The sequence below is a fragment of the Salipiger thiooxidans genome, from assembly GCF_900102075.1.
GTDB lineage: Bacteria > Pseudomonadota > Alphaproteobacteria > Rhodobacterales > Rhodobacteraceae > Salipiger > Salipiger thiooxidans.
Genome location: NZ_FNAV01000004.1, coordinates 321,423 through 343,982 on the forward strand (window position 1 = coordinate 321,423; position 22,560 = coordinate 343,982).

21 protein-coding genes and 1 pseudogene are annotated in these 22,560 nt (G+C 68.0%); 12 read left to right on the forward strand and 10 right to left on the reverse strand.

Annotated elements, in window-relative coordinates; all coding sequences use genetic code 11:
* From BLQ77_RS07845 to BLQ77_RS07870, 6 genes are all read right to left on the reverse strand, one after another.
* The gene (locus BLQ77_RS07845) at positions 1 to 966 is read right to left on the reverse strand and encodes an ABC transporter substrate-binding protein (protein ID WP_089957576.1); all 966 of its coding nucleotides are present in this window, start codon (positions 964 to 966) and stop codon (positions 1 to 3) included.
* A gap of 40 nt (positions 967 to 1,006) precedes the next feature.
* Positions 1,007 to 2,083: an ABC transporter ATP-binding protein gene (locus BLQ77_RS07850; protein ID WP_089957579.1), complete on the reverse strand. Its 1,077-nt coding sequence runs from the start codon at positions 2,081 to 2,083 to the stop codon at positions 1,007 to 1,009.
* Positions 2,084 to 2,297: 214 nt separating this feature from the next.
* Positions 2,298 to 2,807 (reverse strand): bactofilin family protein, encoded by a 510-nt coding sequence (locus tag BLQ77_RS07855; RefSeq protein WP_040384063.1) that lies wholly within the window; start codon positions 2,805 to 2,807, stop codon positions 2,298 to 2,300.
* Positions 2,797 to 4,104 carry a M23 family metallopeptidase gene (locus tag BLQ77_RS07860; RefSeq protein WP_089957582.1) on the reverse strand — a complete coding sequence of 436 codons (1,308 nt, stop codon included), beginning with the start codon at positions 4,102 to 4,104 and terminating at the stop codon, positions 2,797 to 2,799. Before BLQ77_RS07860 ends, BLQ77_RS07855 begins: the two co-directional genes overlap by 11 nt.
* 190 nt (positions 4,105 to 4,294) lie before the next feature.
* On the reverse strand, positions 4,295 to 5,113 hold the full coding sequence (locus BLQ77_RS07865; protein WP_089957585.1) for a ferritin-like domain-containing protein: 819 nt from the start codon (positions 5,111 to 5,113) through the stop codon (positions 4,295 to 4,297).
* 39 nt (positions 5,114 to 5,152) lie between these two features.
* Complete coding sequence (locus BLQ77_RS07870; RefSeq protein WP_089957587.1) at positions 5,153 to 5,605, reverse strand: peroxiredoxin; 453 nt, start codon at positions 5,603 to 5,605, stop codon at positions 5,153 to 5,155.
* 86 nt (positions 5,606 to 5,691) lie between these two features.
* Here BLQ77_RS07870 and BLQ77_RS07875 point away from each other — a divergent pair, with 86 nt between their 5' ends.
* Positions 5,692 to 8,991, forward strand: coding sequence for a YhdP family protein (locus tag BLQ77_RS07875; RefSeq protein ID WP_242661647.1), 3,300 nt, complete (start codon positions 5,692 to 5,694; stop codon positions 8,989 to 8,991).
* 7 nt (positions 8,992 to 8,998) lie between these two features.
* Positions 8,999 to 10,048: a tRNA preQ1(34) S-adenosylmethionine ribosyltransferase-isomerase QueA gene (gene queA, locus BLQ77_RS07880; RefSeq protein ID WP_089957591.1), complete on the forward strand. Its 1,050-nt coding sequence runs from the start codon at positions 8,999 to 9,001 to the stop codon at positions 10,046 to 10,048.
* Between the two features lie 6 nt (positions 10,049 to 10,054).
* Here queA and BLQ77_RS07885 read toward each other — a convergent pair whose 3' ends face one another.
* The gene (locus tag BLQ77_RS07885; RefSeq protein ID WP_089957595.1) at positions 10,055 to 10,285 is read right to left on the reverse strand and encodes a hypothetical protein; all 231 of its coding nucleotides are present in this window, start codon (positions 10,283 to 10,285) and stop codon (positions 10,055 to 10,057) included.
* Positions 10,286 to 10,837: 552 nt separating this feature from the next.
* Between BLQ77_RS07885 and BLQ77_RS07890 the strand changes: the two genes are divergently transcribed.
* The 3 genes from BLQ77_RS07890 (at position 10,838) to lpdA (ending at position 14,439) form a co-directional block, all read left to right on the forward strand.
* Positions 10,838 to 12,133 carry an MFS transporter gene (locus BLQ77_RS07890; RefSeq protein ID WP_008886234.1) on the forward strand — a complete coding sequence of 432 codons (1,296 nt, stop codon included), beginning with the start codon at positions 10,838 to 10,840 and terminating at the stop codon, positions 12,131 to 12,133.
* 116 nt (positions 12,134 to 12,249) lie between these two features.
* Entirely contained in the window at positions 12,250 to 12,831 is a 582-nt protein-coding gene (locus BLQ77_RS07895; protein ID WP_008885559.1) for a DUF924 family protein, read from the forward strand.
* Positions 12,832 to 13,044: 213 nt separating this feature from the next.
* Positions 13,045 to 14,439 carry a dihydrolipoyl dehydrogenase gene (lpdA, locus tag BLQ77_RS07900; RefSeq protein ID WP_008884626.1) on the forward strand — a complete coding sequence of 465 codons (1,395 nt, stop codon included), beginning with the start codon at positions 13,045 to 13,047 and terminating at the stop codon, positions 14,437 to 14,439.
* A gap of 478 nt (positions 14,440 to 14,917) precedes the next feature.
* Here the strand turns inward: lpdA and BLQ77_RS07905 are convergent, their stop codons facing one another.
* Complete coding sequence (locus tag BLQ77_RS07905; RefSeq protein WP_089957599.1) at positions 14,918 to 15,493, reverse strand: HD domain-containing protein; 576 nt, start codon at positions 15,491 to 15,493, stop codon at positions 14,918 to 14,920.
* Positions 15,490 to 15,720, reverse strand: a complete 231-nt coding sequence (locus BLQ77_RS07910; RefSeq protein ID WP_008885836.1) for a hypothetical protein — start codon at positions 15,718 to 15,720, stop codon at positions 15,490 to 15,492. The genes BLQ77_RS07905 and BLQ77_RS07910 overlap by 4 nt, the downstream gene beginning before the upstream one ends.
* Before the next feature lie 163 nt (positions 15,721 to 15,883).
* On the opposite strand from BLQ77_RS07910, the gene BLQ77_RS07915 reads away from it, so the two are divergent.
* Positions 15,884 to 17,092, forward strand: coding sequence for a T6SS phospholipase effector Tle1-like catalytic domain-containing protein (locus BLQ77_RS07915; protein WP_089957602.1), 1,209 nt, complete (start codon positions 15,884 to 15,886; stop codon positions 17,090 to 17,092).
* 22 nt (positions 17,093 to 17,114) lie between these two features.
* Here BLQ77_RS07915 and BLQ77_RS07920 read toward each other — a convergent pair whose 3' ends face one another.
* Positions 17,115 to 17,768, reverse strand: a complete 654-nt coding sequence (locus BLQ77_RS07920; protein ID WP_008884311.1) for an alpha/beta hydrolase — start codon at positions 17,766 to 17,768, stop codon at positions 17,115 to 17,117.
* Between the two features lie 168 nt (positions 17,769 to 17,936).
* Here BLQ77_RS07920 and iscR point away from each other — a divergent pair, with 168 nt between their 5' ends.
* From iscR to BLQ77_RS07950, 6 genes and pseudogenes are all read left to right on the forward strand, one after another.
* Positions 17,937 to 18,398: a Fe-S cluster assembly transcriptional regulator IscR gene (iscR, locus tag BLQ77_RS07925; RefSeq protein ID WP_008883644.1), complete on the forward strand. Its 462-nt coding sequence runs from the start codon at positions 17,937 to 17,939 to the stop codon at positions 18,396 to 18,398.
* Between the two features lie 93 nt (positions 18,399 to 18,491).
* Complete coding sequence (locus BLQ77_RS07930; protein WP_089957604.1) at positions 18,492 to 19,535, forward strand: cysteine desulfurase family protein; 1,044 nt, start codon at positions 18,492 to 18,494, stop codon at positions 19,533 to 19,535.
* A gap of 256 nt (positions 19,536 to 19,791) precedes the next feature.
* Positions 19,792 to 21,345 (forward strand): Fe-S cluster assembly protein SufB, encoded by a 1,554-nt coding sequence (sufB, locus tag BLQ77_RS07935; RefSeq protein WP_008885791.1) that lies wholly within the window; start codon positions 19,792 to 19,794, stop codon positions 21,343 to 21,345.
* 28 nt (positions 21,346 to 21,373) lie between these two features.
* Complete coding sequence (locus tag BLQ77_RS07940) at positions 21,374 to 21,571, forward strand: hypothetical protein (protein ID WP_008885012.1); 198 nt, start codon at positions 21,374 to 21,376, stop codon at positions 21,569 to 21,571.
* Positions 21,572 to 21,635: 64 nt separating this feature from the next.
* Positions 21,636 to 21,950 carry a heavy metal-binding domain-containing protein gene (locus tag BLQ77_RS07945; RefSeq protein WP_008884549.1) on the forward strand — a complete coding sequence of 105 codons (315 nt, stop codon included), beginning with the start codon at positions 21,636 to 21,638 and terminating at the stop codon, positions 21,948 to 21,950.
* Between the two features lie 35 nt (positions 21,951 to 21,985).
* A pseudogene (locus BLQ77_RS07950) lies at positions 21,986 to 22,550 on the forward strand (hypothetical protein).
* Positions 22,551 to 22,560: the final 10 nt, after the last annotated feature.

A 22,560-nucleotide genomic window follows, 5' to 3' on the forward strand; every position in this document is an offset into this window, starting at 1 on the left:
TCAGAGCCCGAAGATGTCGGCGAACTTGGCGGTGACCGCGTCGTTGGTCTTCACCGCCTCGTCGGCGTCGTAGCCCAGCAGCGTCATGTCCTCGAGCGCGGGATAGCCCTCGGGGCCGGCGACGCCGGGCAGGATCGGCAGGTAGCCCTGCGACGCGGCAAGCTTCTGGCCGTCCTCGCTGAGCAGGAAGTCGATGAAGAGCCTGGCCTCGTCGGCGTGCTCGGTGGTCGCCATGATGGCGGCGGGCTCGGTGATGAAGCTGACGCCGTCTTCGGGGACGATGTAGTCGACCGGCGAGCCGGCGGCCTTCGCGTTCATCGCGTTGGAGTCGACGATGATGGCGTATTTCGCCATGCCCGAGGCCACCGCCTTGGTCGCCGGGCCGTTGCCGCCCTCGGGGACGATGTCGAGATCGTTGAGGCCTTCGTAGAACTGCCAGCCGATGTCGGAGGCGATCATCGCGTGCAGGTGGTTCAGCGCGGCACCGGAATAGAGCGGCGAGGGCACGCCGATCTGGCCGCGGTTCTCTTCCTTGATGAGATCCATCCACCTGGTGACCGGCTCGGCGATGTCGGTGTTGTAGGCGATACCGGTGGTCAGCGCCTTGGTGCCGAAGAAGGTCATGTCGGGGTCGTAGGTGGCGGCGTCATAGGCGCCTACCGGGGCCTCGGGGTAGGCCATCAGGTGGCCGCCGGCCTTGAGCTCGCCAAGGTTGATGACGTCGGCCACGAGCAGCACGTCGGGCTGGACCTGCCCGGCCTCGATCTCGGCGCGCAGCACGTTCATCAGCGCCGAGGTGCCGTTGCGGGTCCACTCGACCTTGATGTCGGGGTGGGCGGCCTCGAAGGCGTCGACGGTCTGCTGGGCCTGCTCGGGGGCCTGGCTGGTGTAGAGCGTGATGGTGGTCTCGGCATATGCCGTGCTGGCAAGCAGCGACGCGGCAAGCGTCAGGGTCAGGCGGGTCATGGGAGGGTCCTTTGAGGCTTTGGAGGAGGAGGAGGAAGGATCAGGAAGCGGCCCGGTCCGGCAGGACCCAGCCGTCGCGCAGGGCGATGGTGATCCGCTGCCCCTGCGTGAGCGAGGCGGGGGCGGGGATGTTGAGCGTGAGGGGCACGTCGCCGGCGGGGCCGGCCATGACCTCGGTGCGCAGGTAGGCACCGCGGTAGGTGGCGCGCAGGACGTTCGCCGCGATGCCCTGGGCGCCGGGGACCATGTGCAGGTCGCCGGGGTGGAACGAGACCCGGGCGCGCGGGCGCGGGCGCTCGCCGCGGGCGCAGCGCAGTGCTGCGGGATGGCCCAGCACGCTGGCATGGGCGCGGCCGTCGCCGGTGGGCGCGAGATCCGAGGCGGCGATGACGCGGCCCTCGCCGATGAAGCCCGCCACGGTCTCGCAGGCGGGTTCGCGGAAAAGCTGCTCGGGCGGGGCGAATTGCAGGATGCGGCCACGATCCATCACCGCGACGCGGGTGGCGAGCGCCAGCGCCTCGGCCTGATCATGGGTGATGTAGAACATGGTGGCGCCGGAGCGCGCGTGGAAACGGGCGAACTCTTCCTCGAGCGTGCCGCGCAGGTGCACGTCGAGGTTGGCCAGCGGCTCGTCGAGCAACACCACGCGGCTTTCCATGGCGAGGCAGCGGGCAAGTGCCACGCGCTGGCGCTGGCCGCCCGAGAGATCGGCAGGGCGGCGGTCGGCGAGATCGCCGAGTTCGACGAGACCGAGCACCTCGGCCACGCGGGCGTCGCGCGCGGGCTTCGCCATGCCCGAGATCTTCAGGCCGTAGGCGACGTTGCGGGCCACGGTCATGTGGGGCCAGAGCGCGTAGTTCTGGAACACCACGCCGACGCCGCGGCGCTCGGGCGGGACGTGGCCACGGGGCGATGAGACGGTCTCGCCACCGATGGCGATGCTGCCGGCATCGAGCCGCTCGAAGCCCGCGAGACAGCGCAGCAGCGTGGTCTTGCCACAGCCCGACGGGCCGAGCACGGCGATGAACTCCCCCGACGCGATGGCGAGCGACACCTCGTGCAGGACCCTGGTCCGTCCGAAGCTCTTGTCCAGTGCGTCGATGGTGATGTCGCTCACGTGGCGTCCTTTCCGGCTGGCGCTGCACAGGTGTGCAGTGCTGCCGCGACGGATGCCTGCCGCGCGTTAAACCGCTGCGACGGAGCGATGATGGTTTTGTGACGTCAGGGAGTTTTCCCGAAGGGCCGACGCCGGGCCCCGCGCCCAAGCGCCGGAATCGAAAACGCCGGGCGAGGGGCCCGGCGTTTCGTGTATCGTGTCGAAGGAGGCTGGCTCAGACGGCGTCGCCGGAGGCTGCGGCCGGCGTCGGCTGCGGAGCCGCGGCACCCTTGCCGCGCGCGGACAGCGGATCGTCCTGGCGCTGCACGGAGCCTTCGAAATGGGCACCGCTCTCGATCGCGATGGTTTTGTGGATGATGTCGCCCTCGACACGGGCGGTGGCGGTGAGGCGCACCTTCAGGCCGCGCACGCGGCCCACGATGCGACCGTTGATCACCACGTCGTCGGCAACCACTTCGCCCTTGATCGTGGCGGTTTCGCCGACGGTCAGCAGGTGGGCGCGGATGTCACCCTCGACGGTGCCTTCCACCTGGATGTCGCCAGTGGTCTTCAGGTTGCCGGTGATGTGCAGATCGCTGGACAGGACCGACGCCGGGGGCTTGGCCTTGGGCGGTGCCGACGGCTTGAAGTCCGTGGACGGCTGGCGCGGCGCCTCCGCGGAAGCCTTCGGTGCGCTGTCCTCGGCCTTGGGTCCGGGCTCGTTGATCTTGCTCTTAGAAAACATCGTTTGCAGCCTTGATGTAGGTCATGGGATTTACAGCCTTACCTCCGACGCGAACTTCATAGTGAAGATGCGTTCCGGTCGACCGTCCGGTATTTCCCATATCACCAACCTGATCCCCGCGCGAGACCCTTTGGCCGACCTTCACACGGATTTTGGACATGTGCGCATAACGTGTCTCAATTCCGAACTCATGCTGAATTTTCACCAGCCGCCCGTAGCCAGACATCCAGCCCGCATGGGTCACCACGCCGTCGGCGGTGGCATAGATCGGGGTGCCGTGGGCGGCGGCGAAATCGGTGCCTTCGTGCATCCGGCCCCAGCGGCGCCCGAAGCCCGAGGTGAAGCGGAACGCGTCCTTGAGCGGCACCGCGAAGGGGGCCTTCTCGGCGGCGATCCGATAGAGGTTCAGCTTGTCCATCTCGTTGAGGATGCGGTTGGCGCGCTCGGTGTCGATCGAGGGCTCCTCGCCACGGGTCGAGAAGGTGATCGGGGTGAGCGGACCGCCCTGGCCCGAGTAGCCCTTGCGCACCTCTTTGATGATGCGGTCGGGGTCCATGCCGGCGGCGCTGAACATCTTGTCGAGCGGCTTGACCGAGACGGTCATCGCCTCTTCCAGCTGGCGGAAGATGCGGTCGTTGTTCTCTTCCATGAGGCGCATCTCGGTCGCCATCTCGTCGGCGCGGACGAGCGCGTCCTGAGCGTTGGCGACGACCTGGTCACGCTCTTCGGCGGTGCGGGCAAGGGCGGCTGCCAGCAGGTCGAGCGTGCCGTCGCCCTCGCCGTTGACCGCGGCGGTGGAACCGCCCTCGATCTGGCCCTGCAGCGCGGCGAGGCGGTTGCCCACGTCCTCGCGTTCCTTCATGGTGTCGCGCAGGGTGGTCTGGATGACGTCGATACCGGTCTCCAGTTCACGGCGGCGGGTCTCGCTGTCAAGCAGCCGGGACTGCATCGACGACACCTGCGCCAGCGCGGTGTTGAAGCGTTCCTGTGCCGCCAGGGCCTCGGCCGCGCGGGAGTCGCGTTCGGCGGAGAGCTCGTTGAGCCGGCGCTGGTAGCTGATCTGGTCACGCTGTGCCTGCTCGCGGTAGTTGCCGGCGCTGATGCTGTCCATCAGCAGGATGGCCGTGGCGACGATCGCCCAGGCCACCAGCAGGGCGCCGCCAAGGAAGGCCACGAGCTGCGTTTCCGAGCGGAGCCGGATGAAGCGTGTGTCGGTATCCGATTTCAGAAACAGCCGACGTTCCGGAAAGACGCGCTCCATGAGCGCATGGGTTCTGATCGCGAGACGCGTTCTCAACTGATTGTCCCTTGTTCCCATCCCATTTGTGACGCTCGGCTCCCCTATATCCGGCGTCCTGCGATGGGGCTTACCCCAGCAATTGTCGATCAAGCAACGTTTTTGGGCGAACGAGTGGCCCGGCCCGGCGATTCCACGCTGAAATGGCGAAAAACCGCCGATGCCAATGGGTTCGCAGGCGGCCCCTGCGTCAGCCCCTGCCGACTTCTTCGGCAAGCGGCCAGTAAAAGTCCGGGGGCAGCCCGGCCTCGGCGCGCTTCTCCTCGTTGAACGGCGGCTTGAGGGCGCCGTGGAAGTAGTTGCGCACGAGGTCGTGGAAGACGTCGCGCGGGTCGAGCTCGTGGCGTCCGCAGAGGAAGTTGAACCACTTCGAGCCATAGGCCACGTGGCCCACTTCCTCGGCGTAGATGGTCTCGAGCGCGGCCACGGCGCTGTCGACGCCCGCCTTGCGGAAAAGCGTGATCATGCCCGGCGTCACGTCGAGCCCGCGCGCCTCGAGCACCATGGGCACCACCGCGAGCCGGCCCATAAGGTCGTCCACCGTGTCCTCGGCCGCGCGCCACATCCCGGCATGGGCGGGGAGCGCGCCGTAATGGCTGCCCAGTTCCTCAAGACAGTCGCACATCAGGTTGAAATGCTTGGATTCCTCGTCTGCGGCCCGGACCCAGTCATCGTAGAATCCGGGCGGAAAGGGCACATCGGTGAAGCGCGCGATGATGTCCCAGTGCAGGTCCACCGCGTTGAGCTCGATATGCGCCACCGCGTGCAGCAGCGCAATGCGCCCGGCAGGCGAGCCGGGCTTGCGCTTGGGCACGTTGCGCGGGTCGAGAAGCTCGGGCCGGTCGGGGCGCGAGGGGCGCAGCGGTGGCGTGGCGCTGCCCAGGGGGATCGGGGTCCCGGCGGCGCGCGAGGCGCGCCACGCGGCGGCATGGGCGTGCGACTTCGCGGTCTTGTCGCGCCCGTCGGCGGTAGTCAGAACGTCCACCGCCATTTCGCTCAGTGTCATCATCGGGCTGTCCGTGTTCCCGTGTCCGGCCATAGGTGGCGCTCAGAGCGCCTTGGCGGCCGCGAGCACCTCGGCCGCGTGGTCGGGCACCTTCACCTTGCGCCATTCCTTCGCGATCCGGCCGTCGCCGTCGACCAGGAAGGTGCTGCGCTCGATCCCCATGAAGGTCTTGCCGTACATCTTCTTTTCCTTCCAGACGCCGTAGGCCTCGCACACGGTGTCGGTCTCGTCCGAGAGCAGCGGCACGGTCAGCGACTTTTTCGCCATGAACTTCTCGTGGCTCGCCATGCTGTCCTTGGAGATGCCGAAGACCTTCACGCCCGCGGCCTCGAACTCGGGCAGAAGCGCGGTGAAATCGAGGTTCTCGACGGTGCAGCCCGAGGTGTCGTCGCGCGGGTAGAAGAACAGCACGACCGGTGCCGGGCGCAGTGCCGAAAGGGTGATGTCCTCTCCCGTGGTCGAGGGCAGGGTGAAGTCTGGGGCCATGTCGCTCATGCTGCGCTCCGCTCTTTGGTTTCTCAAATGCCGTGAGACGGTGTAGAACGCCGGAACGACAAAGCAAAGCAAGAGGCCGGCAAACGGTGAGCGAGGAGAGCACGGAAAGCGCGACGGAGCGGCCGGTGCCGCGACGGCGCGGGCGAAAGCGTCGTCTGGCGGGCGGGGTCTTTGCGGTGCTGAGCGTGCTCGCGCTGCTCGTGGGGGCGGGCGTGCTGGCGCTGATCGGGCGGCCGCTGTCGGCCCCGGACTGGTTGCGCGCGCGCATCGAGGCGCGGCTGAACGAGGCGGTGCCGGGGCTCGATTTCCGCTTCGGCGACGTGCGGCTGCTGGTGCAGTCCGACGCGCTGGCGCGGATCGTGCTGACCGACGTGGACATCCGCACCGACAGCGGCGCGCCGGTGGCGACACTGGCCGATCTCGAGGCGGGGCTGGCGCCCGCGCCGCTCCTGCGGGGCGAGGTGGCGCTGCGCGCGGCGCGCCTTTCCGGCGCCATGCTGAGCCTGCGCCGCGACGAGGACGGGCGGCTGGGCCTGGCGCTTGGCGACGTCTTCGCCTCGGGCACCAGGATGCCGGACTTCCCCACCATCATCGCGCAAGTGGATGCGGCGGTGGCCGACCCGCGGCTCGCCGGCCTGCAGGAGTTGCGCGCCGAGGCGCTGACCATCCGCTACGAGGACGCCCGCGCCGGGCGTGGCTGGACCGCCGACGGCGGGCGGCTGAGCCTCACCCGCGAGGACGGGCGGCTGCGGCTAGCGGGCGACGTGTCGCTGCTCGGCCGCGGCGACGTGGCGGCGACGCTGGCGATCAACGCCGAGAGCGTCATCGGTGAGACCTCGGGCAGCTTCGGGCTCAACCTCACGGGGCTCGACTCGCAGGATATCGCGAGCCAGAGCCCGGCGCTGGCCTGGCTCGAGGCGCTGCGGGCACCGATCTCGGGGGCGCTGCGCGGCACCGCCACCGAGGACGGCCAGCTTGGCGCGCTGAACGCCACACTGCAGATCGGCGAGGGCGTGCTGCAACCCAACGCCCGCACCCGCCCGATCCCGTTCCAGCTCGGGCGGACGTATTTCTCCTACGATCCCGCCACCACCACGCTGACCTTCGACGAGATCACCGTGGCGAGCGCGCTCGGCACCATGGTCTCGGATGGGCGCGCGGTGCTGCACGGGGTCGACGGCGGCTGGCCCGACGGCATGACCGGCCAGTTCCGCGTCACCAGGTTCGAGGCCGACCCCGAGGGCTTTCTCGACAGGCCGCTGACGCTGGCGGGTGCCGAGCTCGACTGGCAGCTCGACTTCCGGCCCTTCCGCTACCGGCTCGGGCGGCTGCGCAGCACCGACCCGGCGCTGCCGCTGCGGCTTTCGGGCGAGCTTGCCGCAGAGAGCGATGGCTGGCGGCTGGCGGTGGACGGGCAGATCGAGGAGCTGAGCGCCGAGACGCTGCTGTCGCACTGGCCCGAGGCGGCGGCGCCGCCGGCGCGCCGCTGGGTGGCCGAGAACATCCACGCGGGCTCGGTCCACGACGGCATCTTCGCCCTGCGCATGGCCCCGGGAGAGCCGGTCAAGAGCTACATCGACGCCCGCGTCGAGGGCGTCGAGCTCACCTATGCCAAGCACCTGCCGCGGCTCGAGGATGCCACCGGACAGCTCACCATCTACGACAACCGGCTGGCGGCGATCATCGAATCCGGTCACGTGACGCCGCCCGAGGGCGGCCAGATCGACGGCACCGGCACCCGCTTCGTGATCCCCGACCTGCGCGCCAAGCCCGCGAGCGGCGAAGTCACGCTGGCGGCCTCCGGGCCGCTGGTGGCGGCGCTCTCATATCTCGACAGCCCCAAGCTCGAGATCATGCGCAAGGCCGGCAAGCCGGTGCAGCTGGGTGAGGGCCATGCCGAGGTCACCGGCCGCATCGTGGTGCCGCTGAAGCGCGGGGCCAAGCGCGAGGAGATGGAGATCACCGCGCAGGGCGTCCTGACCGGCGTGAGCAGCGACGAGGTGGTGCCCGGCAAGACCCTGAGCTCGGACCGGCTGCTGCTCGATCTCGACGACTCGCGGCTGGTGATCTCGGGGCCGGCGGACATGTCGGGCGTGCCATTCGAGGGCAGCTGGACGCAACCGCTGGCACCGGATTCGGGCAGCCGGGTCGCGGGCGAGATCACCCTCTCGGAGCCGGTGGCGAAGGCGCTGGGGCTGAAGCTCGCGCCGGGCACGATCACCGGCAGCGGCAAGGGGCAGCTCACGGTCGAGATCGACAAGGGGCAGGTGCCGCGCTTCTCGCTGGCCTCGTCGCTGGCAGGCGTCGGCCTGTCGCTGCCACAGATCGGCTGGAGCCTGTCGCAGGGCGGCACCGGTACGTTCGAGGTCGAGGGGCGGCTGTCGTCGCCGGTGTCGGTCGACCGGCTCGCGCTCAAGGCCGCCGGGCTCGACGCGGCGGGCTCGCTGGCGCTCGACGGCGCGGGGCAGTTCAGCAGCCTGACCCTGCCGCGGCTGCGGGTCGCCGGTTGGCTCGACGCCTCCGCCGTGCTGAGCGCGCGCGGCCGGGGCGCGGCGCCCGCGGTGCGGCTGACCTCGGGGCGGCTCGACATGCGCCGGGCACCCTTCGGCACCGGTGCCAGCGGCGGCGGAGGTGCGGGCGGCGGCGGGCCGATCACCGTGGATCTCGACCGGCTCGACATCACGGACACCATGTATCTCACCGCCTTCAAGGGCGCCTTCCAGAGCAATGGCGGCCTCGACGGCAGTTTCGAGGCGCGGGTCGGCGGCACCGCCCCCATCAAGGGGCGCATCATTCCCCAGCATGGCCGCAGCGCCATGCGGTTGCAGAGCCGCGACGCGGGCGACGTGCTGGCCGGGGCGGGGATCTTCCGCAACGTGCAGGACGGGACCTTCGACCTCACGCTGACCCCGGTGCAGGGGCGCGCGGGCGAATACGACGGCGCGCTCGAGATCGAGGGCGCGCGGCTCAAGAACGCCCCCGCCATCACCGGGCTGCTCGACGCGGTCTCGGTGGTGGGGCTCATCGACGAGCTGAACGGCTCGGGGCTGTTCTTCAGCGAGGTCGAGGCCCGGTTCCGGCTCACGCCGCAGCAGGTCATCGTCAGCCGCTCGAGCGCGGTGGGTCCGTCGATGGGCATCTCGATGGACGGCTACTACAACCTCGGCAGCCGGACGATGGACATGCAGGGGGTGCTGTCGCCGGTCTACATCATCAACGGCATCGGGCGGCTCTTCGCGCGCAAGGGCGAGGGGCTGATCGGGTTCAACTTCAACCTTGCCGGGCCAGTGGACGCGCCGCGCACCTCGGTGAACCCGCTTTCGGTCTTCACCCCCGGCATGTTCCGTGACATCTTCCGGCGCCCGCCCCCCAGCGTGACGCAATAGGACCTGCATGAAACTCTCCGACTTCGATTTCGACCTGCCGGAGGCGCTGATCGCGACCCGGCCCGCGAACCCGCGCTCGTCGGCGCGGCTGCTGGTGGCCGATGGCGACAGGCTGACCGACGCGGTGGTGCGCGACCTGACCCAGTGGCTGCGCCCCGGCGACCGGCTGGTGCTGAACGACACCAAGGTGATCCCGGCGCGGCTCTCGGGCACGCGAGAGCGTGACGGCGCACAGGGGCTCACGCGCGCGCAGATCGAGGTCACGCTGCTCGAGCCGCGGGCGGACGGCTGCTGGGCGGCGCTGGTCAAGCCGCTGAAGAAGCTGCGCGAGGGCGAGACGGTGGTGTTCTCGGACGCGCTCTCGGCGGTGCTCGAGTCCAGGGAAGAGGGGCAGGGGCTCTTGCGCTTCAACCTCGTGGGCGAGGATTTCGACGCGGCGCTGGCCGAGGCGGGCGCGATGCCGCTGCCGCCCTACATCGCCGCCAGGCGCGCGGCGGATGCGCAGGACAAGCAAGATTACCAGACAGTCTGGGCCGAGCGGAATGGGGCCGTCGCGGCGCCCACCGCCTCGCTGCACTTCGACGAACCGCTGCTCGAGTCGCTGCGGGCGCACGGGGTCGCCTTCACCAAGGTCACGCTGCACGTGGGTGCGGGCACCTTCCTGCCGGTCAAGGTCGAGGACGTGACCACGCACCGCATGCACGGCGAATGGGGCGAGGTCTCGGACAGCGCCGCCGCCGAGATCGCCGCCACCAAGGCCGCGGGCGGGCGGGTGATCCCGGTCGGCACCACGGCGCTGCGCCTGCTCGAGACCGCGGCGCGCGACACCGGCGCCATCGCGCCCTGGCAGGGGGTCACCGACATCTTCATCTACCCGGGCTTCACCTTCCGGGTGACCGATGCGCTGATGACCAATTTCCACCTGCCGAAATCGACGCTGATGATGCTGGTCTCGGCGCTCATGGGGCAGGAGCGGATGAAGCGGATCTACGATCATGCCATCACCGAGCGCTACCGTTTCTTTTCGTACGGGGATTCCTCGCTGCTGATCCCCTGACGAGGCTCAGCGCAGCACCACCGTGGCCGAGTTCAGCATGGTGCGCGCGTTGAGGCAGATCGGCAGCAACGGCAGGTCCGTGGTGAACGCCGAGATCTCCTCGGCCAGCGGCTTGACGATCCTGCCGGGCAGGTCCAGCGCGCCGCCCGGCAGCGCGCCGGTGTCTTCCACCGTGTCGTCGAGCCATGCGCCCAGCGGCGAGCCCGTAAAGACCAGAGCCGGAACCGCCGCGCCCATGTCCTGAACAGGAACCTTGCCGTCATCGCACTCTCCTGCGCCGCGGATGCCGGGCAGGTCGGCCGGCGCTCTGACATGACAGAAGGCGCGAACATCCCGGCGACTTTTCGGGAGTATCGCCGAGAAGCTGCCGGGTTCACTCGTCCTTAAGGGTAGTGAGTTGATAAGTTGATGCAATTTGGACCTGCCGATGTCGAGGGGCGAAAATGCCGAATGTAAGACTGGCTTAGGGAAGCGATATGCGGGCAAGTGACTTTTTGCTCCTATCGTCACGAGCGGTTGTCCCGTGGGGTCGCGCGAACACCCTGATCCCCGTCCGGAATGCAGTGCTGCGCCGTGGCGACGCCGCAAGGGCGATCCTCGTGGAACGGGCTACAAGTATTCGGAATCCGGAATTCCCGGGCGCCGTTAGCAACGACCCGCCGGTCAAACGGCAAACTGCCACGAAATTGCCACGTTTCGCCTCCCGCAAGGGGTTGCACCAGCGGAGCGGGACAGGCAGGGCTACGCCACTGATTCAGGCCCGGCCATGTGGCGACGAGGAGACACGACATGCTCGACGTTCTTAAACATTCCTGGGCTCTGCTTCTGGGAATGCTGCTGCTGATGCTGGGCAACGGCCTGCAGGGGTCTCTGCTCGGCGTGCGCGGCAGCGGCGCGGGGTTCTCGGCCTTCGAGATGTCGGTCGTCATGTCGGCCTATTTCGCCGGTTTCCTGCTCGCGTCGCGGCTTACCCCGGGCATGATCCGCCGGGTCGGGCACGTGCGGGTATTCGCCGCGCTGGGGTCGTTCATCTCGGCGGTGCTGATCCTCTATCCGGCCTTCCCGCATCCCATCGTCTGGACCGCCGAGCGCATGGTCATCGGCTTCTGCTACTGCGGCGTCTACGTGACCGCAGAGAGCTGGCTCAACAACGCCTCGTCGAACGAGAGCCGGGGGCAGGCGCTTTCGGCCTACATGATCGTGCAGATGCTGGGCATCATCGCGGCGCAGGCGATCCTGCTGGTGCCGGATCCGTCGGGGTTCCTGCTGTTCGTGATCCCCTCGGTGCTGGTCTCGGTGGCCTTTGCGCCGATTCTCTTGTCGGTCGCGCCGACCCCCGCCTTCGACACCACCCGAAGAATGAGTCTGCGTGAGCTCTACGGCGTGTCTCCGCTCGGGGTCACCGGCATGTTCCTGCTGGGCGGCGTGTTCTCGGCCCAGTTCGGCATGGCGGCGGTGTTCGCGGCCGAGGCCGGGCTGAAGCTCACCCAGATCTCGATGTTCGTGGCGGCCTTCTACGTGGGCGCGCTGGTGACACAATACCCGCTGGGCTGGCTCTCGGACCGCATGGACCGCCGCCGCCTCGTCGCCTTCGTGGCGCTGGCGGGCGGGCTCGCGTCCTGCGTGGCCGCCGCCATGCCCGAGAAATTCCCGGTGCTGCTCTTCGCCGCTCTCGTGGCCGGCGGGGCGGCCAACCCGCTCTATTCGCTGCTCATTGCCTACACCAACGACTTCCTCGAGCCCGAGAACATGGCCTCGGCCTCGGCGGGGATGCTGTTCGTCAACGGGGTAGGCGCCATCGCCGGTCCCATCGTCACCGGTTACGCGATCCAGACCTTCGGACTGGGCGGCTTCTTCGGCCTGATCGCGGTGCTGCTGCTCGGCCTCACCGTCTACGCGGTCTGGCGGATGACCCAGCGCAAGGCGCCCACGGTCGACGAGACGGGGGCCTACACGGCGGTGCTGCCGACCGCGACGCCGGTGGCGCTCGAGGTCATGCAGGAGGTGGCCATCGAGGCCGCGGAAGCCGCCGAAGCGGCGGACCTTGCCGGAGAACCCGGTGGATCCACGCAGCAGACGAGCTGATTGTCACTGTCGGAATGTCGTAATTGACAGAAAACGTGACTTTCGGTTCCGTTGGTGGGAATTGTAACCTTCGTGTGACGCCCGGGGTGAGGGCGAGGTGAAAGGAGCATGAGGCCATGACGGGGCCGGAAGATATCTTGGCATTCTGGATCGACGAGGTCGGGCCGGATCGGTGGTATGCAAAGGACGAGGCGCTTGACGCCCGCGTCCGCGACCTGTTCGAAGAGACCTGGGAGGCGGCGATGGAAGGCCGCTTCGGGCTCTGGCTGACCTATCCCAGCGGGGCTCTGGCCTACATCCTGCTGCTCGACCAGTTTCCGCGCAACATGTACCGCGACAACGGCAAGGCCTTCGCCTCGGACGAGATCGCGCTCGCGGCGGCGAAGCAGGCGATCTGGCGCGGCTGGGACATGAAGATCGACGAGCCCGCGCGGCAGTTCTTCTACCTGCCGCTGATGCACTCCGAGAACCTCTGCGACCAGGACCGCTGCATCCGCCTTCTCAAGGAGCGCATGCAGGAGACCGGAGACAGCAACCTGCTGCACGCCCGCGCCCACCGCGAGGTGATCCGCGACTTCGGCCGCTTCCCGACGCGAAATTCGGCGCTCGACCGCTCATCGACCGCCGCAGAGCGTGCCTATGTCGAACAGGGCGGCTACGGCGCCACGCTGCGCAAACTTCAGGCCGAGGCGGCCTGAAACGGCCCGGGCGGCGTGCAAGCCCTTGCAAAGCCATCGGAAGGCCCGTGCGATCGCTGTCGCGCGGGCCTTTTTCCATGCTGCGACCATGACGCCCGGAGTGACGCTCAGGGTTGTGTGCGACAGGAAACCGCCCGCCGGGGTTGGCTTTACATTGAAGCGTTGCGGAAAATGGTTTAATGCCAAACTAATTTGACACGGACGGAGAGAGCCATGGCTTCCCAAAGCTTCGACATGATCGTCATCGGCGCCGGACCCGGCGGATATGTGGCCGCAATCCGCGGCGCGCAGCTCGGGCTCAAGGTGGCCTGCGTGGAGCGCGAGCACATGGGGGGCATCTGCCTCAACTGGGGCTGCATCCCGACCAAGGCGCTGCTGCGCTCCTCGGAGATCTTCCACTACATGCACCGCGCCAAGGAGTACGGTCTCAAGGCCGAGGGCATCGGCTTCGATCTCGACGCGGTGGTGAAGCGGTCGCGCGGCGTGGCCAAACAGCTCAATTCCGGCGTCACCCATCTTCTGAAGAAGAACAAGGTGACCTCGATCATGGGCGAGGCCACGATCACCGCCAAGGGCAAGGTCTCGGTGAAGACCGACAAGGGCACCGAGGAGCTGACCGCGAAGAACATCGTGGTGGCCACCGGCGCCCGGGCGCGCGAGCTGCCGGGCCTCGAAGCGGATGGCGACCTTGTCTGGACCTACAAGGGCGCGCTGCAGCCCAAGCGCATGCCGAAGAAGCTGCTGGTGATCGGCTCGGGCGCCATCGGCATCGAGTTCGCCAGCTTCTACCACACGCTCGGCGCCGATACGACGGTGGTCGAGGTCATGGACCGCATCCTGCCGGTGGAGGACGAGGAGATCTCGAAATTCGCCAAGAAGCAGTTCGAGAAGCAGGGCATGAAGATCCGCGAGAAGACCATGGTCAAGAAGCTCGACCGCGGGCAGGGCAAGGTGACCGCGCATATCGAGCAGAACGGCAAGACCACGACCGAGGAGTTCGACACGGTGATCTCCGCCGTGGGCATCGTCGGCAACACCGAGGGGCTGGGGCTCGAGGCGCTCGGCGCCAAGGTCGAGCGCACCCACGTGGTGGTCGACAAGTACTGCCGCACCGGGGTCGAGGGCGTCTACGCCATCGGCGACGTGGCGGGCGCGCCGTGGCTGGCGCACAAGGCATCGCACGAGGGCGTCATGGTGGCCGAGCTCATCGCCGGCGGCCACCCGCACGCTGTGGACCCCGACAGCATTGCCGGCTGCACCTACTGCCACCCGCAGGTGGCGAGCGTCGGCATGACCGAGGCGCAGGCCAAGGAGGCGGGCTACAAGATCAAGGTCGGCCGCTTCCCCTTCATCGGCAACGGCAAGGCCATCGCACTGGGCGAGCCCGAGGGCATGGTGAAGACCGTCTTCGACGAGAAGACCGGCGCGCTTCTGGGCGCGCACATGGTCGGCGCGGAAGTGACCGAGCTGATCCAGGGCTACGTGGTGGGCCGCCAGCTCGAGACCACCGAGGAAGACCTGATGAATACGGTCTTCCCGCACCCGACGCTCAGCGAAATGATGCACGAGAGCGTCCTCGACGCCTGGGGCCGCGCCATCCACTATTGACGGGGGCCGTCCCGCATCACCCGAGGTCTGAAGGGCCGCCGCATCGCGCGGCGGCCCTTTTGCTGTGGGACGTGCTGAGGACTTGGGCGGTGGGCAACTGCAACGATGCTGGCCGGTTACGGAGCTCGGGATTTGCCTGCGCGCGGCTGCGGTTTTGCGGGAGGTCCGATGTCGCACGGATGACGCGGAAGCAGGGGGCGCTGCCCCCTCGGCCTGCGGCCTCACCCCCGGAGTTTATCCGGCAAGATGAAGGGCGGCGGTTGGTGTGGGGTGGCAGGTGTCTTCATCTTGCCCGTAAACTCCCGCTGGAGGCGGCACCACGATGACGCTTGCGCTGCAGTTGCTCTCAGCGGCGGCCCGCAAAGACACCGGCGAAGCAGAGGCCAGCGCGGGTCGGCATGAGTCTTCATCTTGCCAGATAAACTCCCGCCGGAGGCATCGTGACCGTGCCGCCGGCTGGGCGTTTGTGGCCGGGCGGTCAGGGGCCTGCGAAGAAGCTGGCGACGCGGGGGCGGATCCAGGACCAGAGCGCGGGGGCGCCGCGGCGGATCTTGGGGCCGACCTTGGCCTCGAAGACATCGAGGGTGACGCCGTAGTCGTTCCAGCTGCCGCCGCCGATGGCGAGGTTCATGTTGGGCGGCTGAAAGCGGTCGAGGGACTTGGCGAAGCGCGCGTCCGGTGTCTCGTTGGCCTCGAACTCCAGCCAGAGGGCCAGCAGCTCGGCGCCCTGCGCCTCGGGCAGCAGGCCAAAGAGGCGGCGGGCGGCGGCGAGTTCCTCGGCCTCCTTCGCGGCTTCGTCCACCTCGCCGAAGATCGGGGCGTCGCCGGCGTCGATCTCGACGATGTCGTGGATCAGCAGCATGCGGATCACCCGCGCCACGTCGATCTCTTCCGGCGCGTGCTCGGCCAGCACCAGCGCGAAGAGCGCGAGGTGCCAGCTGTGCTCGGCCGAGTTCTCGAAGCGGCCGTCGTGGTTGCGGGTGGCGCGGGTGATGGCCTTGAGCCGGTCGGCCTCCATCAGGAAGGCCATCTGCGCGTCGAGCCGGGCGGTCACTGGTCGCCGCCCGTCGCGCTGCCCTCGAGCCGCTCCAGGATGAACTGCCGCGCCCGGCGCTCGGCGAGGCGCACCCGGATCGAGGTCAGGTAGGCCTCTTCCAGCGTCGTGGACGAGGCGCCGATCACCTTGGCCACCTCCATGTAGAAGCGGTCGTCGCCGGTGGCGTTCATGGCCTTGAACGTGTCCTCGGCGAGCTTGTCCGCCAGTTCCTGGGTCAGCGACATGGTGCACCTCGTCTGCATGTGGGTCCCGCCCGTCATAGCGGAAAGCGCGCCCGGGATGGAAGCACCCGCCCGTGTCTTGCCGCAGGGCCGCGCGAAGGGGAGACGCGGGCGCGCGGGGCGTGCTAGCGTCGGCTGAGGTGAGGGGCGAACGAGGGGGGCACGTATGAAGCGCATCGCCATTTTCTGCGACGGCACCTGGAACCGGCCGGACGCGAGGTTCGCGACCAATGTCTACAAGCTGCACAGCGCCACGCTGCAGACCGGCAGCGACGGCGTCGTGCAGCTTCCCAAGTACATCCCCGGCGTCGGCACCGGCTTCGGCATGACCGGCTTTGCCAAGGCCTGGGACCGGTTCCGGGGCGGGGTGTTCGGGGCAGGTGTCACCCGCAACATCATGACCGCCTACCGCTTCATCGCCGAGCAGTACGAGCCCGGCGACCAGGTCTTCATCTTCGGCTTCTCGCGCGGCGCCTTCACCGCGCGGTCGCTGGCGGGGATGCTGCGGGCCTCGGGGCTGCCACCGCACGCCCAGGCCTATCGTGCCGCCGAGGCGCTGCGGCGCTACCGGAACAGCGCCGAGGAGACGCGCCCCGACCACGAGGAGAGCTTCAGGTTCCGCGCGGTCTATTCGCCGCATCTTGCCACCAGTGAAGCCGAACAGGCGTGGCGCGTGGCGCAGGGCTTGCCCGCGGTGCCGCTCTTCACCGTCACCTATCTCGGGGTCTGGGACACGGTGGGCGCGATGGGGGTGCCAGGCCATTACAAGCTGCTGGCGCGGCTCTTCAACCGCAGCCATGGCTTCCACGATCTGCACCTCTCGAGCAGTGTGCTGGCGGCGCGTCACGCGGTGTCGGTAGACGAGCGGCGCCGGACCTTCCCGCCGACGCTGTGGGAGAATCTCGACGAGCTCAACGGCGCGGGCGGCGGCGATTACCTGCAGCAATGGTTCCCGGGTGACCACGGCTCGGTGGGCGGGGGCGGCGACATCGTGGGGCTGTCGAACATCTCGCTGGCGTGGGTGGCGCGGGGCGCGGCGCAGAAGGGGCTGAGCTTCGACACGGCGCGTCTGGGGGAATACGCGGAAGCCGAGGACATGTCGGTGAGCCTTTGCAACCAGAGCGCCCCGCCGGGGGTCCTTGCGCGGCTGCTGCGGCACAACCCGGTGGACCGGATGGCGCCACATGCGCCGGGGCTGGTGCGGGACGTGTCCGAGGCGGCACGGCTGCGCTGGCGCGATACGAGATCGCGCTACCGGCCGAAGCCTTTGCGCCATCTCGCGACGGATCTGGATGCGCCCGAGCCTTCGGAAGAGGGAATCGCGGTGGCCGCAGGAGGGGCGGCCCAGCCGGAAACAGCGCCGCGCCCGACCTGAACGGGGGCGCGGCGGCGAATCGTCAGCGGGTGCTTTCCGTGAGCCGGCGCTTCACGTAGCCGGTGACCGAGCCGATCATCGTCTCCATGTGCGGCTCTTCGAAGAAGTGGCCCGAGCCCTCGATTTCCTCGTGGGTGATCGTGATGCCCTTCTGTTCCTTGAGCTTGTTGACCAGCGCGGTGGTGTCCGCGGGCGGCGCCACGCGGTCCGAAGTGCCGTTGATGATCAGGCCCGAGGACGGGCAGGGGGCGAGGAACGAGAAATCGTACATGTTCGCGGGCGGCGAGACCGAAACGAATCCGGTGATCTCGGGGCGGCGCATCAGCAGTTGCATGCCGATCCAGGCTCCGAAGCTGAAGCCGGCGACCCAGCAGTGCTTGGAGTTGTTGTTCATCGACTGCAGGTAGTCGAGCGCGGAGGCCGCGTCGCTCAGCTCGCCGATGCCCTGGTCGTATTCGCCCTGGCTGCGTCCCACGCCGCGGAAGTTGAACCGCAGAACAGTGAAACCCATATTGTAAAAGGCGTAGTGAAGGTTGTAGACAACCTTGTTGTTCATCGTCCCGCCGAACTGCGGGTGCGGGTGGAGGATGATCGCGATCGGTGCGTCTCTGTCCTTCTGGGGGTGGTAGCGGCCTTCAAGACGGCCTTCGGGTCCGGGAAAAATGACCTCGGGCATCGGTGCAATCTGCTCCTCAACGGGTCTCGGGCATAATCTTGACGAAAATGCTAAGAGACCTCAGAACGTTTCTCATGCCCGGCGCCGAAGCCGGGCGGGCTGGATTGCAGATATGCAATCGGTCGGTCAAGGTCAATCGTCAGAGGCTTTCGGAGCGGGAGGTGTGGCATGAAGCTCAGCACGAAGGGGCGCTACGCGATGGTAGCGCTGGCGGATATCGCGATGCAGCCGGACGGAGATCTGGTGACGCTCGGGGATATCTCGAAACGGCAGGACGTGTCGCTGCCCTATCTGGAGCAGCTTTTCGTCAAGCTGCGGCGGGCGGGGCTGGTGGCCTCGGTGCGCGGCCCGGGGGGCGGCTACCGGCTGGCACGCCCGGCGTCGGAGATCCGCGTCGTGGATATTCTCGCCGCGGTCGACGAGACCGTGGACGCGATGCACAAGGGCGCGGGCGCCTCGGGGGCGGCCTCGGGCAGCCGGGCGCAGTCGCTCACCAACCGGCTGTGGCAGAGCCTCTCTGCGCATGTCTACGTGTTCCTGCACCAGACCCGGCTGTCGGACGTCATCGACAACACGCTGGCGCCCTGTCCGGCGGTGCCTTCGCTGTTTTCGGTGGTCGACGAGCCCTGACGACCTGTGGCATGGGCTGCGGCAGGCCGTGAGCGGGGGCACCCCGTTCGCCGTCGCCGCCCGTGACCCGAGACCGATCCGAAGGATGATACCGTGAAGCGCGTCTACCTAGACTGGAACGCCACCGCACCGCTGCGCCCCGAAGCGCGGGAGGCAATGATCGCCGCGATGGATGTGACGGGAAACCCCTCCTCGGTGCATGCCGAGGGGCGGGTGGCCAAGGGCATGATGGAGCGGGCGCGGGCCGAGGTGGCCTCGGCCTTCGGTGCCGACGGGGCGGACGTGGTGTTCCTCTCGGGCGCGACCGAGGCCGCGGCGCTGGCCTGTGCCGGGCGCGATCTGCGGGGCGCGGCGGTCGAGCATGACGCGGTCCGGGCCTGGATCGACGCGGTGCTGCCGGTGGATGCGGCGGGGCATGTGGTGGTGAGCGATCCCGCCCGCACCGCGCTGCAGGCGGCCAACTCCGAGACCGGGGTGATTCAGGAGCTGCCTCAGGGACTTGCGGTGGTCGACGCCACGCAGGCCTTTGGCAAGATCCCCTTCGCATTCAACTGGGCTGGCTGCACTGCGGCGCTGGTTTCGGCCCACAAGCTTGGCGGTCCCAAGGGAATCGGCGCGCTGGTGTTGCGGCGCGGGACGGATCTCTCGGCGCGGATGCTGGGCGGCGGCCAGGAGATGGGCCGCCGGGCCGGTACGGAAAACCTGATTGGAATCATGGGGTTCGCGGCGGCGGCTCTGGCGTCTCAGCGGGATCTTGAGCATGGGCTCTGGACAAAAGTTGAAAAACTTAGAAACATTCTAGAGAATGTGATTGCGGACGGCGCAAAAGAGACTATTTTTGTCGGGAATAGTGCTTCGCGCCTGCCGAATACCTCCTGTTTCGCCCTGCCGGGTTGGAAGGGCGAAACGCAGGTGATGCAGATGGATCTGGCTGGATTCGCCGTCAGCGCGGGATCGGCCTGCTCCAGCGGCAAGCTGCGGCCGAGCGAAGTGCTTCGGGCCATGGGTCACGACGAGGAGACCGCGCGCAGCGCGATCCGGGTGAGCCTTGGGCCGGATGTGACGGAAGAGGACGTGCTGCGTTTTGCCGATGCCTGGCTCAAGCAGTACCGGAAGCATCGCGCCAGAGGCGCGTAACAGAAAGCGCCAGAGGCGCGCAAGACCAGCGCCTCGCGCGCGGGAGACATGCGCCGGAGGCGCCGCGGCGAAGCGCCGGAAGGCGCTTCCGACTTTTCGAGGCGCCCTAGGCGCACGGGCCGCGGGTCGGCCGGGACAGGATGGCCGCAGGGCGGTCTGGACTTTGAGCGTGGCGCGCTGGCGTCGCGGATGGATGGGCGCCCCCGGGCGCGCGAGCGAACAGGACACGCCCCGGCGTGATGACAGGAGAGAACGCATGGCAGCCTTCGACAACGTGACCGTCAAGGAAGGGGTCGAGCAGGAAACCGTGGATGCGGTCGAGGCCATCTCGACCTACAAGTATGGCTGGGAAACCGACATCGAGATGGAATACGCTCCCAAGGGCGTGAACCCGGACATCGTGCGGCTGATCTCGGAGAAGAACGAAGAGCCCGAGTGGATGACCGAATGGCGCCTCAAGGCGTTCGAGCGGTGGACCCAGATGAAGGAACCCACCTGGGCGATGGTCGACTACCCCGAGATCGACTTCCAGGAACAGTACTACTACGCACGGCCCAAGAGCATGGCGACCAAGCCCAAGTCGCTCGACGAGGTCGACCCCAAGCTTCTGGCGACCTACGAGAAGCTCGGCATCCCGCTGAAGGAGCAGATGATCCTCGCGGGCGTCGAGGGCGCCGATGACGCGCCCGCCGACGCGGCGGGCGCGCTGTCCGCGACCGCGGGCTCGGACCGCAGGGTGGCCGTGGACGCGGTCTTCGACTCGGTCTCGGTCGGGACCACCTTCAAGAAGGAGCTCGAGAAGGCAGGGGTGATCTTCTGCTCGATCTCCGAGGCGATCCGCGAGCACCCGGAGCTGGTGAAGAAATACCTCGGCTCGGTGGTTCCGGTGTCGGACAACTTCTACGCGACGCTCAATAGCGCCGTGTTCTCGGACGGCTCCTTCGTCTACGTGCCGCCCGGGGTCCGCTGCCCGATGGAGCTTTCGACCTACTTCCGCATCAACGCCGAGAACACCGGCCAGTTCGAGCGCACGCTGATCATCGCCGACAAGGGCTCGTACGTGAGCTACCTCGAAGGCTGCACCGCGCCCAAGCGTGACACCGCGCAGCTGCACGCGGCCGTGGTCGAGATCATCGTCGAGGAAGACGCCGAGGTGAAATACTCCACGGTGCAGAACTGGTTCCCCGGCGACGAGAACGGCAAGGGCGGCATCTACAACTTCGTCACCAAGCGCGCGGATTGCCGCGGCGACCGTGCGAAGGTGATGTGGACCCAGGTCGAGACCGGCTCTGCCGTGACCTGGAAATACCCGTCCTGCATCCTGCGCGGCAACGAGAGCCAGGGCGAGTTCTACTCGATCGCCATCGCCAACAACCACCAGCAGGCCGATACCGGCACCAAGATGATCCACCTCGGCAAGGACACGCGTTCGCGCATCGTCTCCAAGGGCATCTCGGCGGGTGTGGCGCAGAACACCTACCGCGGCCTCGTGTCGATGCACCCCAAGGCCAAGAACAGCCGCAACTACACCCAGTGCGACAGCCTGCTGATCGGTGACAAGTGCGGGGCCCACACGGTCCCCTACATCGAGGTCAAGAACAACTCCTCGCGCTGCGAGCACGAGGCGACCACCTCGAAGGTCGACGACGAGCAGCTCTTCTACTGCCGCCAGCGCGGCATGGACGAGGAAGAGGCGGTGGCGCTGGTCGTCAACGGCTTCTGCAAGGAGGTGCTGCAGGCGCTGCCGATGGAGTTCGCCATGGAAGCGCAGGCGCTGGTGGCCATCTCGCTCGAGGGTTCGGTGGGCTGACGCCCGCCGCGTCCGGGAGGGCTTCGGGATGCTCCAGCAACTCGCCCTGCAATCTTCAGGCGCCGGCATCGGCGTGTTCCTCGGCCTGCTGATCGGTCTGTCCCTGCGCAAGCGCAAGGGCAAGACCGAGGGGCTGCTGGGCGGCTCGATCCTGCTGACGGCAAGCGCCGCCGGCGGGCTCGCGCTGGTCGTCATGATGGCCGTGAACTACCTCGCAAACACCTGAGGACGACGACGGGACCCCACGAGGATCGCACGAAGGTCACATGGCAAACCCTTGGAATAAAACCATGATCATCACGACCACGAACAACGTCGAAGGCCGCCGCATCACCGCCTACAAGGGCATCGTGGTGGGCGAGGCCATCATGGGCGCCAACATCGTCCGCGATCTCTTCGCTCAGGTCACCGACATCGTCGGCGGCCGCTCGGGCGCCTACGAGCGCAAGCTGCAGGACGCCCGCGAGGTCGCCTTCCGCGAGCTTGAACAACGGGCAAAGGCGGTCGGCGGCAATGCCGTGGTCGGCGTGGACATCGACTACGAGGTGGTGGGCGACACGATGCTCATGGTCTCCGCCTCCGGAACGGCGGTTGTGATCGAGTGAGCGTCGCGGCGCCCATAACGCGCCCGGAGCTGACCATGCCCGAGGCCGAGGCCGCGCTGCTGCGCGAGCTCTATGCCGGGGCGGAGGTCATCCTCGAATACGGCTCGGGCGGCTCCACCGCCCTGGCCGCCGGGATGCCCGGCAAGTCGGTGTTCTCGGTCGAGAGCGACCGGGACTGGGCGCAGATGATGCGCGGCTGGCTGGCCGGGAACCCGCCCGCGATGGGCACCGAAGTGGATATCGTCTGGTCCGACATCGGCGAGACGAAGGACTGGGGCCACCCGGTCGACGAGAGCGAATGGCGCCGCTGGCCGCGCTACCCGCTCGAGGTCTGGGAGCTGCCCGAGTTCCGCCACCCCGACGTGGTGCTGGTCGACGGGCGCTTCCGCGAGGGCTGCGCGCTTGCGGCCCTGTTCCTGGCCGAACGGCCGCTGACGCTGCTGTTCGACGATTACGCCCGGCGGCAACACTATACACCGGGTCGAGGAATTCCTTGGCCGCCCCGAAATGACCGGGCGTCTCGCCCGGTTCGAGATCACCCCGCAGCCGGTGCCGCCCAAGCGGCTGCTGCGGATCATGCAACTGACGATGCGGCCCTGAACGCCGCGTG

What these genes read in the sequence shown, in the direction of transcription:
- BLQ77_RS07845 (WP_089957576.1), bottom strand. Translation starts at nt 966, where the DNA reads ATGACCCGCCTGACCCTGACGCTTGCCGCGTCGCTGCTTGCCAGCACG.
- BLQ77_RS07855 (WP_040384063.1), bottom strand. Translation starts at nt 2,807, where the DNA reads ATGTTTTCTAAGAGCAAGATCAACGAGCCCGGACCCAAGGCCGAGGAC.
- BLQ77_RS07865 (WP_089957585.1), bottom strand. Translation starts at nt 5,113, where the DNA reads ATGATGACACTGAGCGAAATGGCGGTGGACGTTCTGACTACCGCCGAC.
- BLQ77_RS07870 (WP_089957587.1), bottom strand. Translation starts at nt 5,605, where the DNA reads ATGAGCGACATGGCCCCAGACTTCACCCTGCCCTCGACCACGGGAGAG.
- queA (WP_089957591.1), top strand. Translation starts at nt 8,999, where the DNA reads ATGAAACTCTCCGACTTCGATTTCGACCTGCCGGAGGCGCTGATCGCG.
- BLQ77_RS07885 (WP_089957595.1), bottom strand. Translation starts at nt 10,285, where the DNA reads ATGGGCGCGGCGGTTCCGGCTCTGGTCTTTACGGGCTCGCCGCTGGGC.
- BLQ77_RS07890 (WP_008886234.1), top strand. Translation starts at nt 10,838, where the DNA reads ATGCTCGACGTTCTTAAACATTCCTGGGCTCTGCTTCTGGGAATGCTG.
- BLQ77_RS07895 (WP_008885559.1), top strand. Translation starts at nt 12,250, where the DNA reads ATGACGGGGCCGGAAGATATCTTGGCATTCTGGATCGACGAGGTCGGG.
- lpdA (WP_008884626.1), top strand. Translation starts at nt 13,045, where the DNA reads ATGGCTTCCCAAAGCTTCGACATGATCGTCATCGGCGCCGGACCCGGC.
- BLQ77_RS07910 (WP_008885836.1), bottom strand. Translation starts at nt 15,720, where the DNA reads ATGTCGCTGACCCAGGAACTGGCGGACAAGCTCGCCGAGGACACGTTC.
- BLQ77_RS07915 (WP_089957602.1), top strand. Translation starts at nt 15,884, where the DNA reads ATGAAGCGCATCGCCATTTTCTGCGACGGCACCTGGAACCGGCCGGAC.
- BLQ77_RS07920 (WP_008884311.1), bottom strand. Translation starts at nt 17,768, where the DNA reads ATGCCCGAGGTCATTTTTCCCGGACCCGAAGGCCGTCTTGAAGGCCGC.
- iscR (WP_008883644.1), top strand. Translation starts at nt 17,937, where the DNA reads ATGAAGCTCAGCACGAAGGGGCGCTACGCGATGGTAGCGCTGGCGGAT.
- sufB (WP_008885791.1), top strand. Translation starts at nt 19,792, where the DNA reads ATGGCAGCCTTCGACAACGTGACCGTCAAGGAAGGGGTCGAGCAGGAA.
- BLQ77_RS07940 (WP_008885012.1), top strand. Translation starts at nt 21,374, where the DNA reads ATGCTCCAGCAACTCGCCCTGCAATCTTCAGGCGCCGGCATCGGCGTG.
- BLQ77_RS07945 (WP_008884549.1), top strand. Translation starts at nt 21,636, where the DNA reads ATGATCATCACGACCACGAACAACGTCGAAGGCCGCCGCATCACCGCC.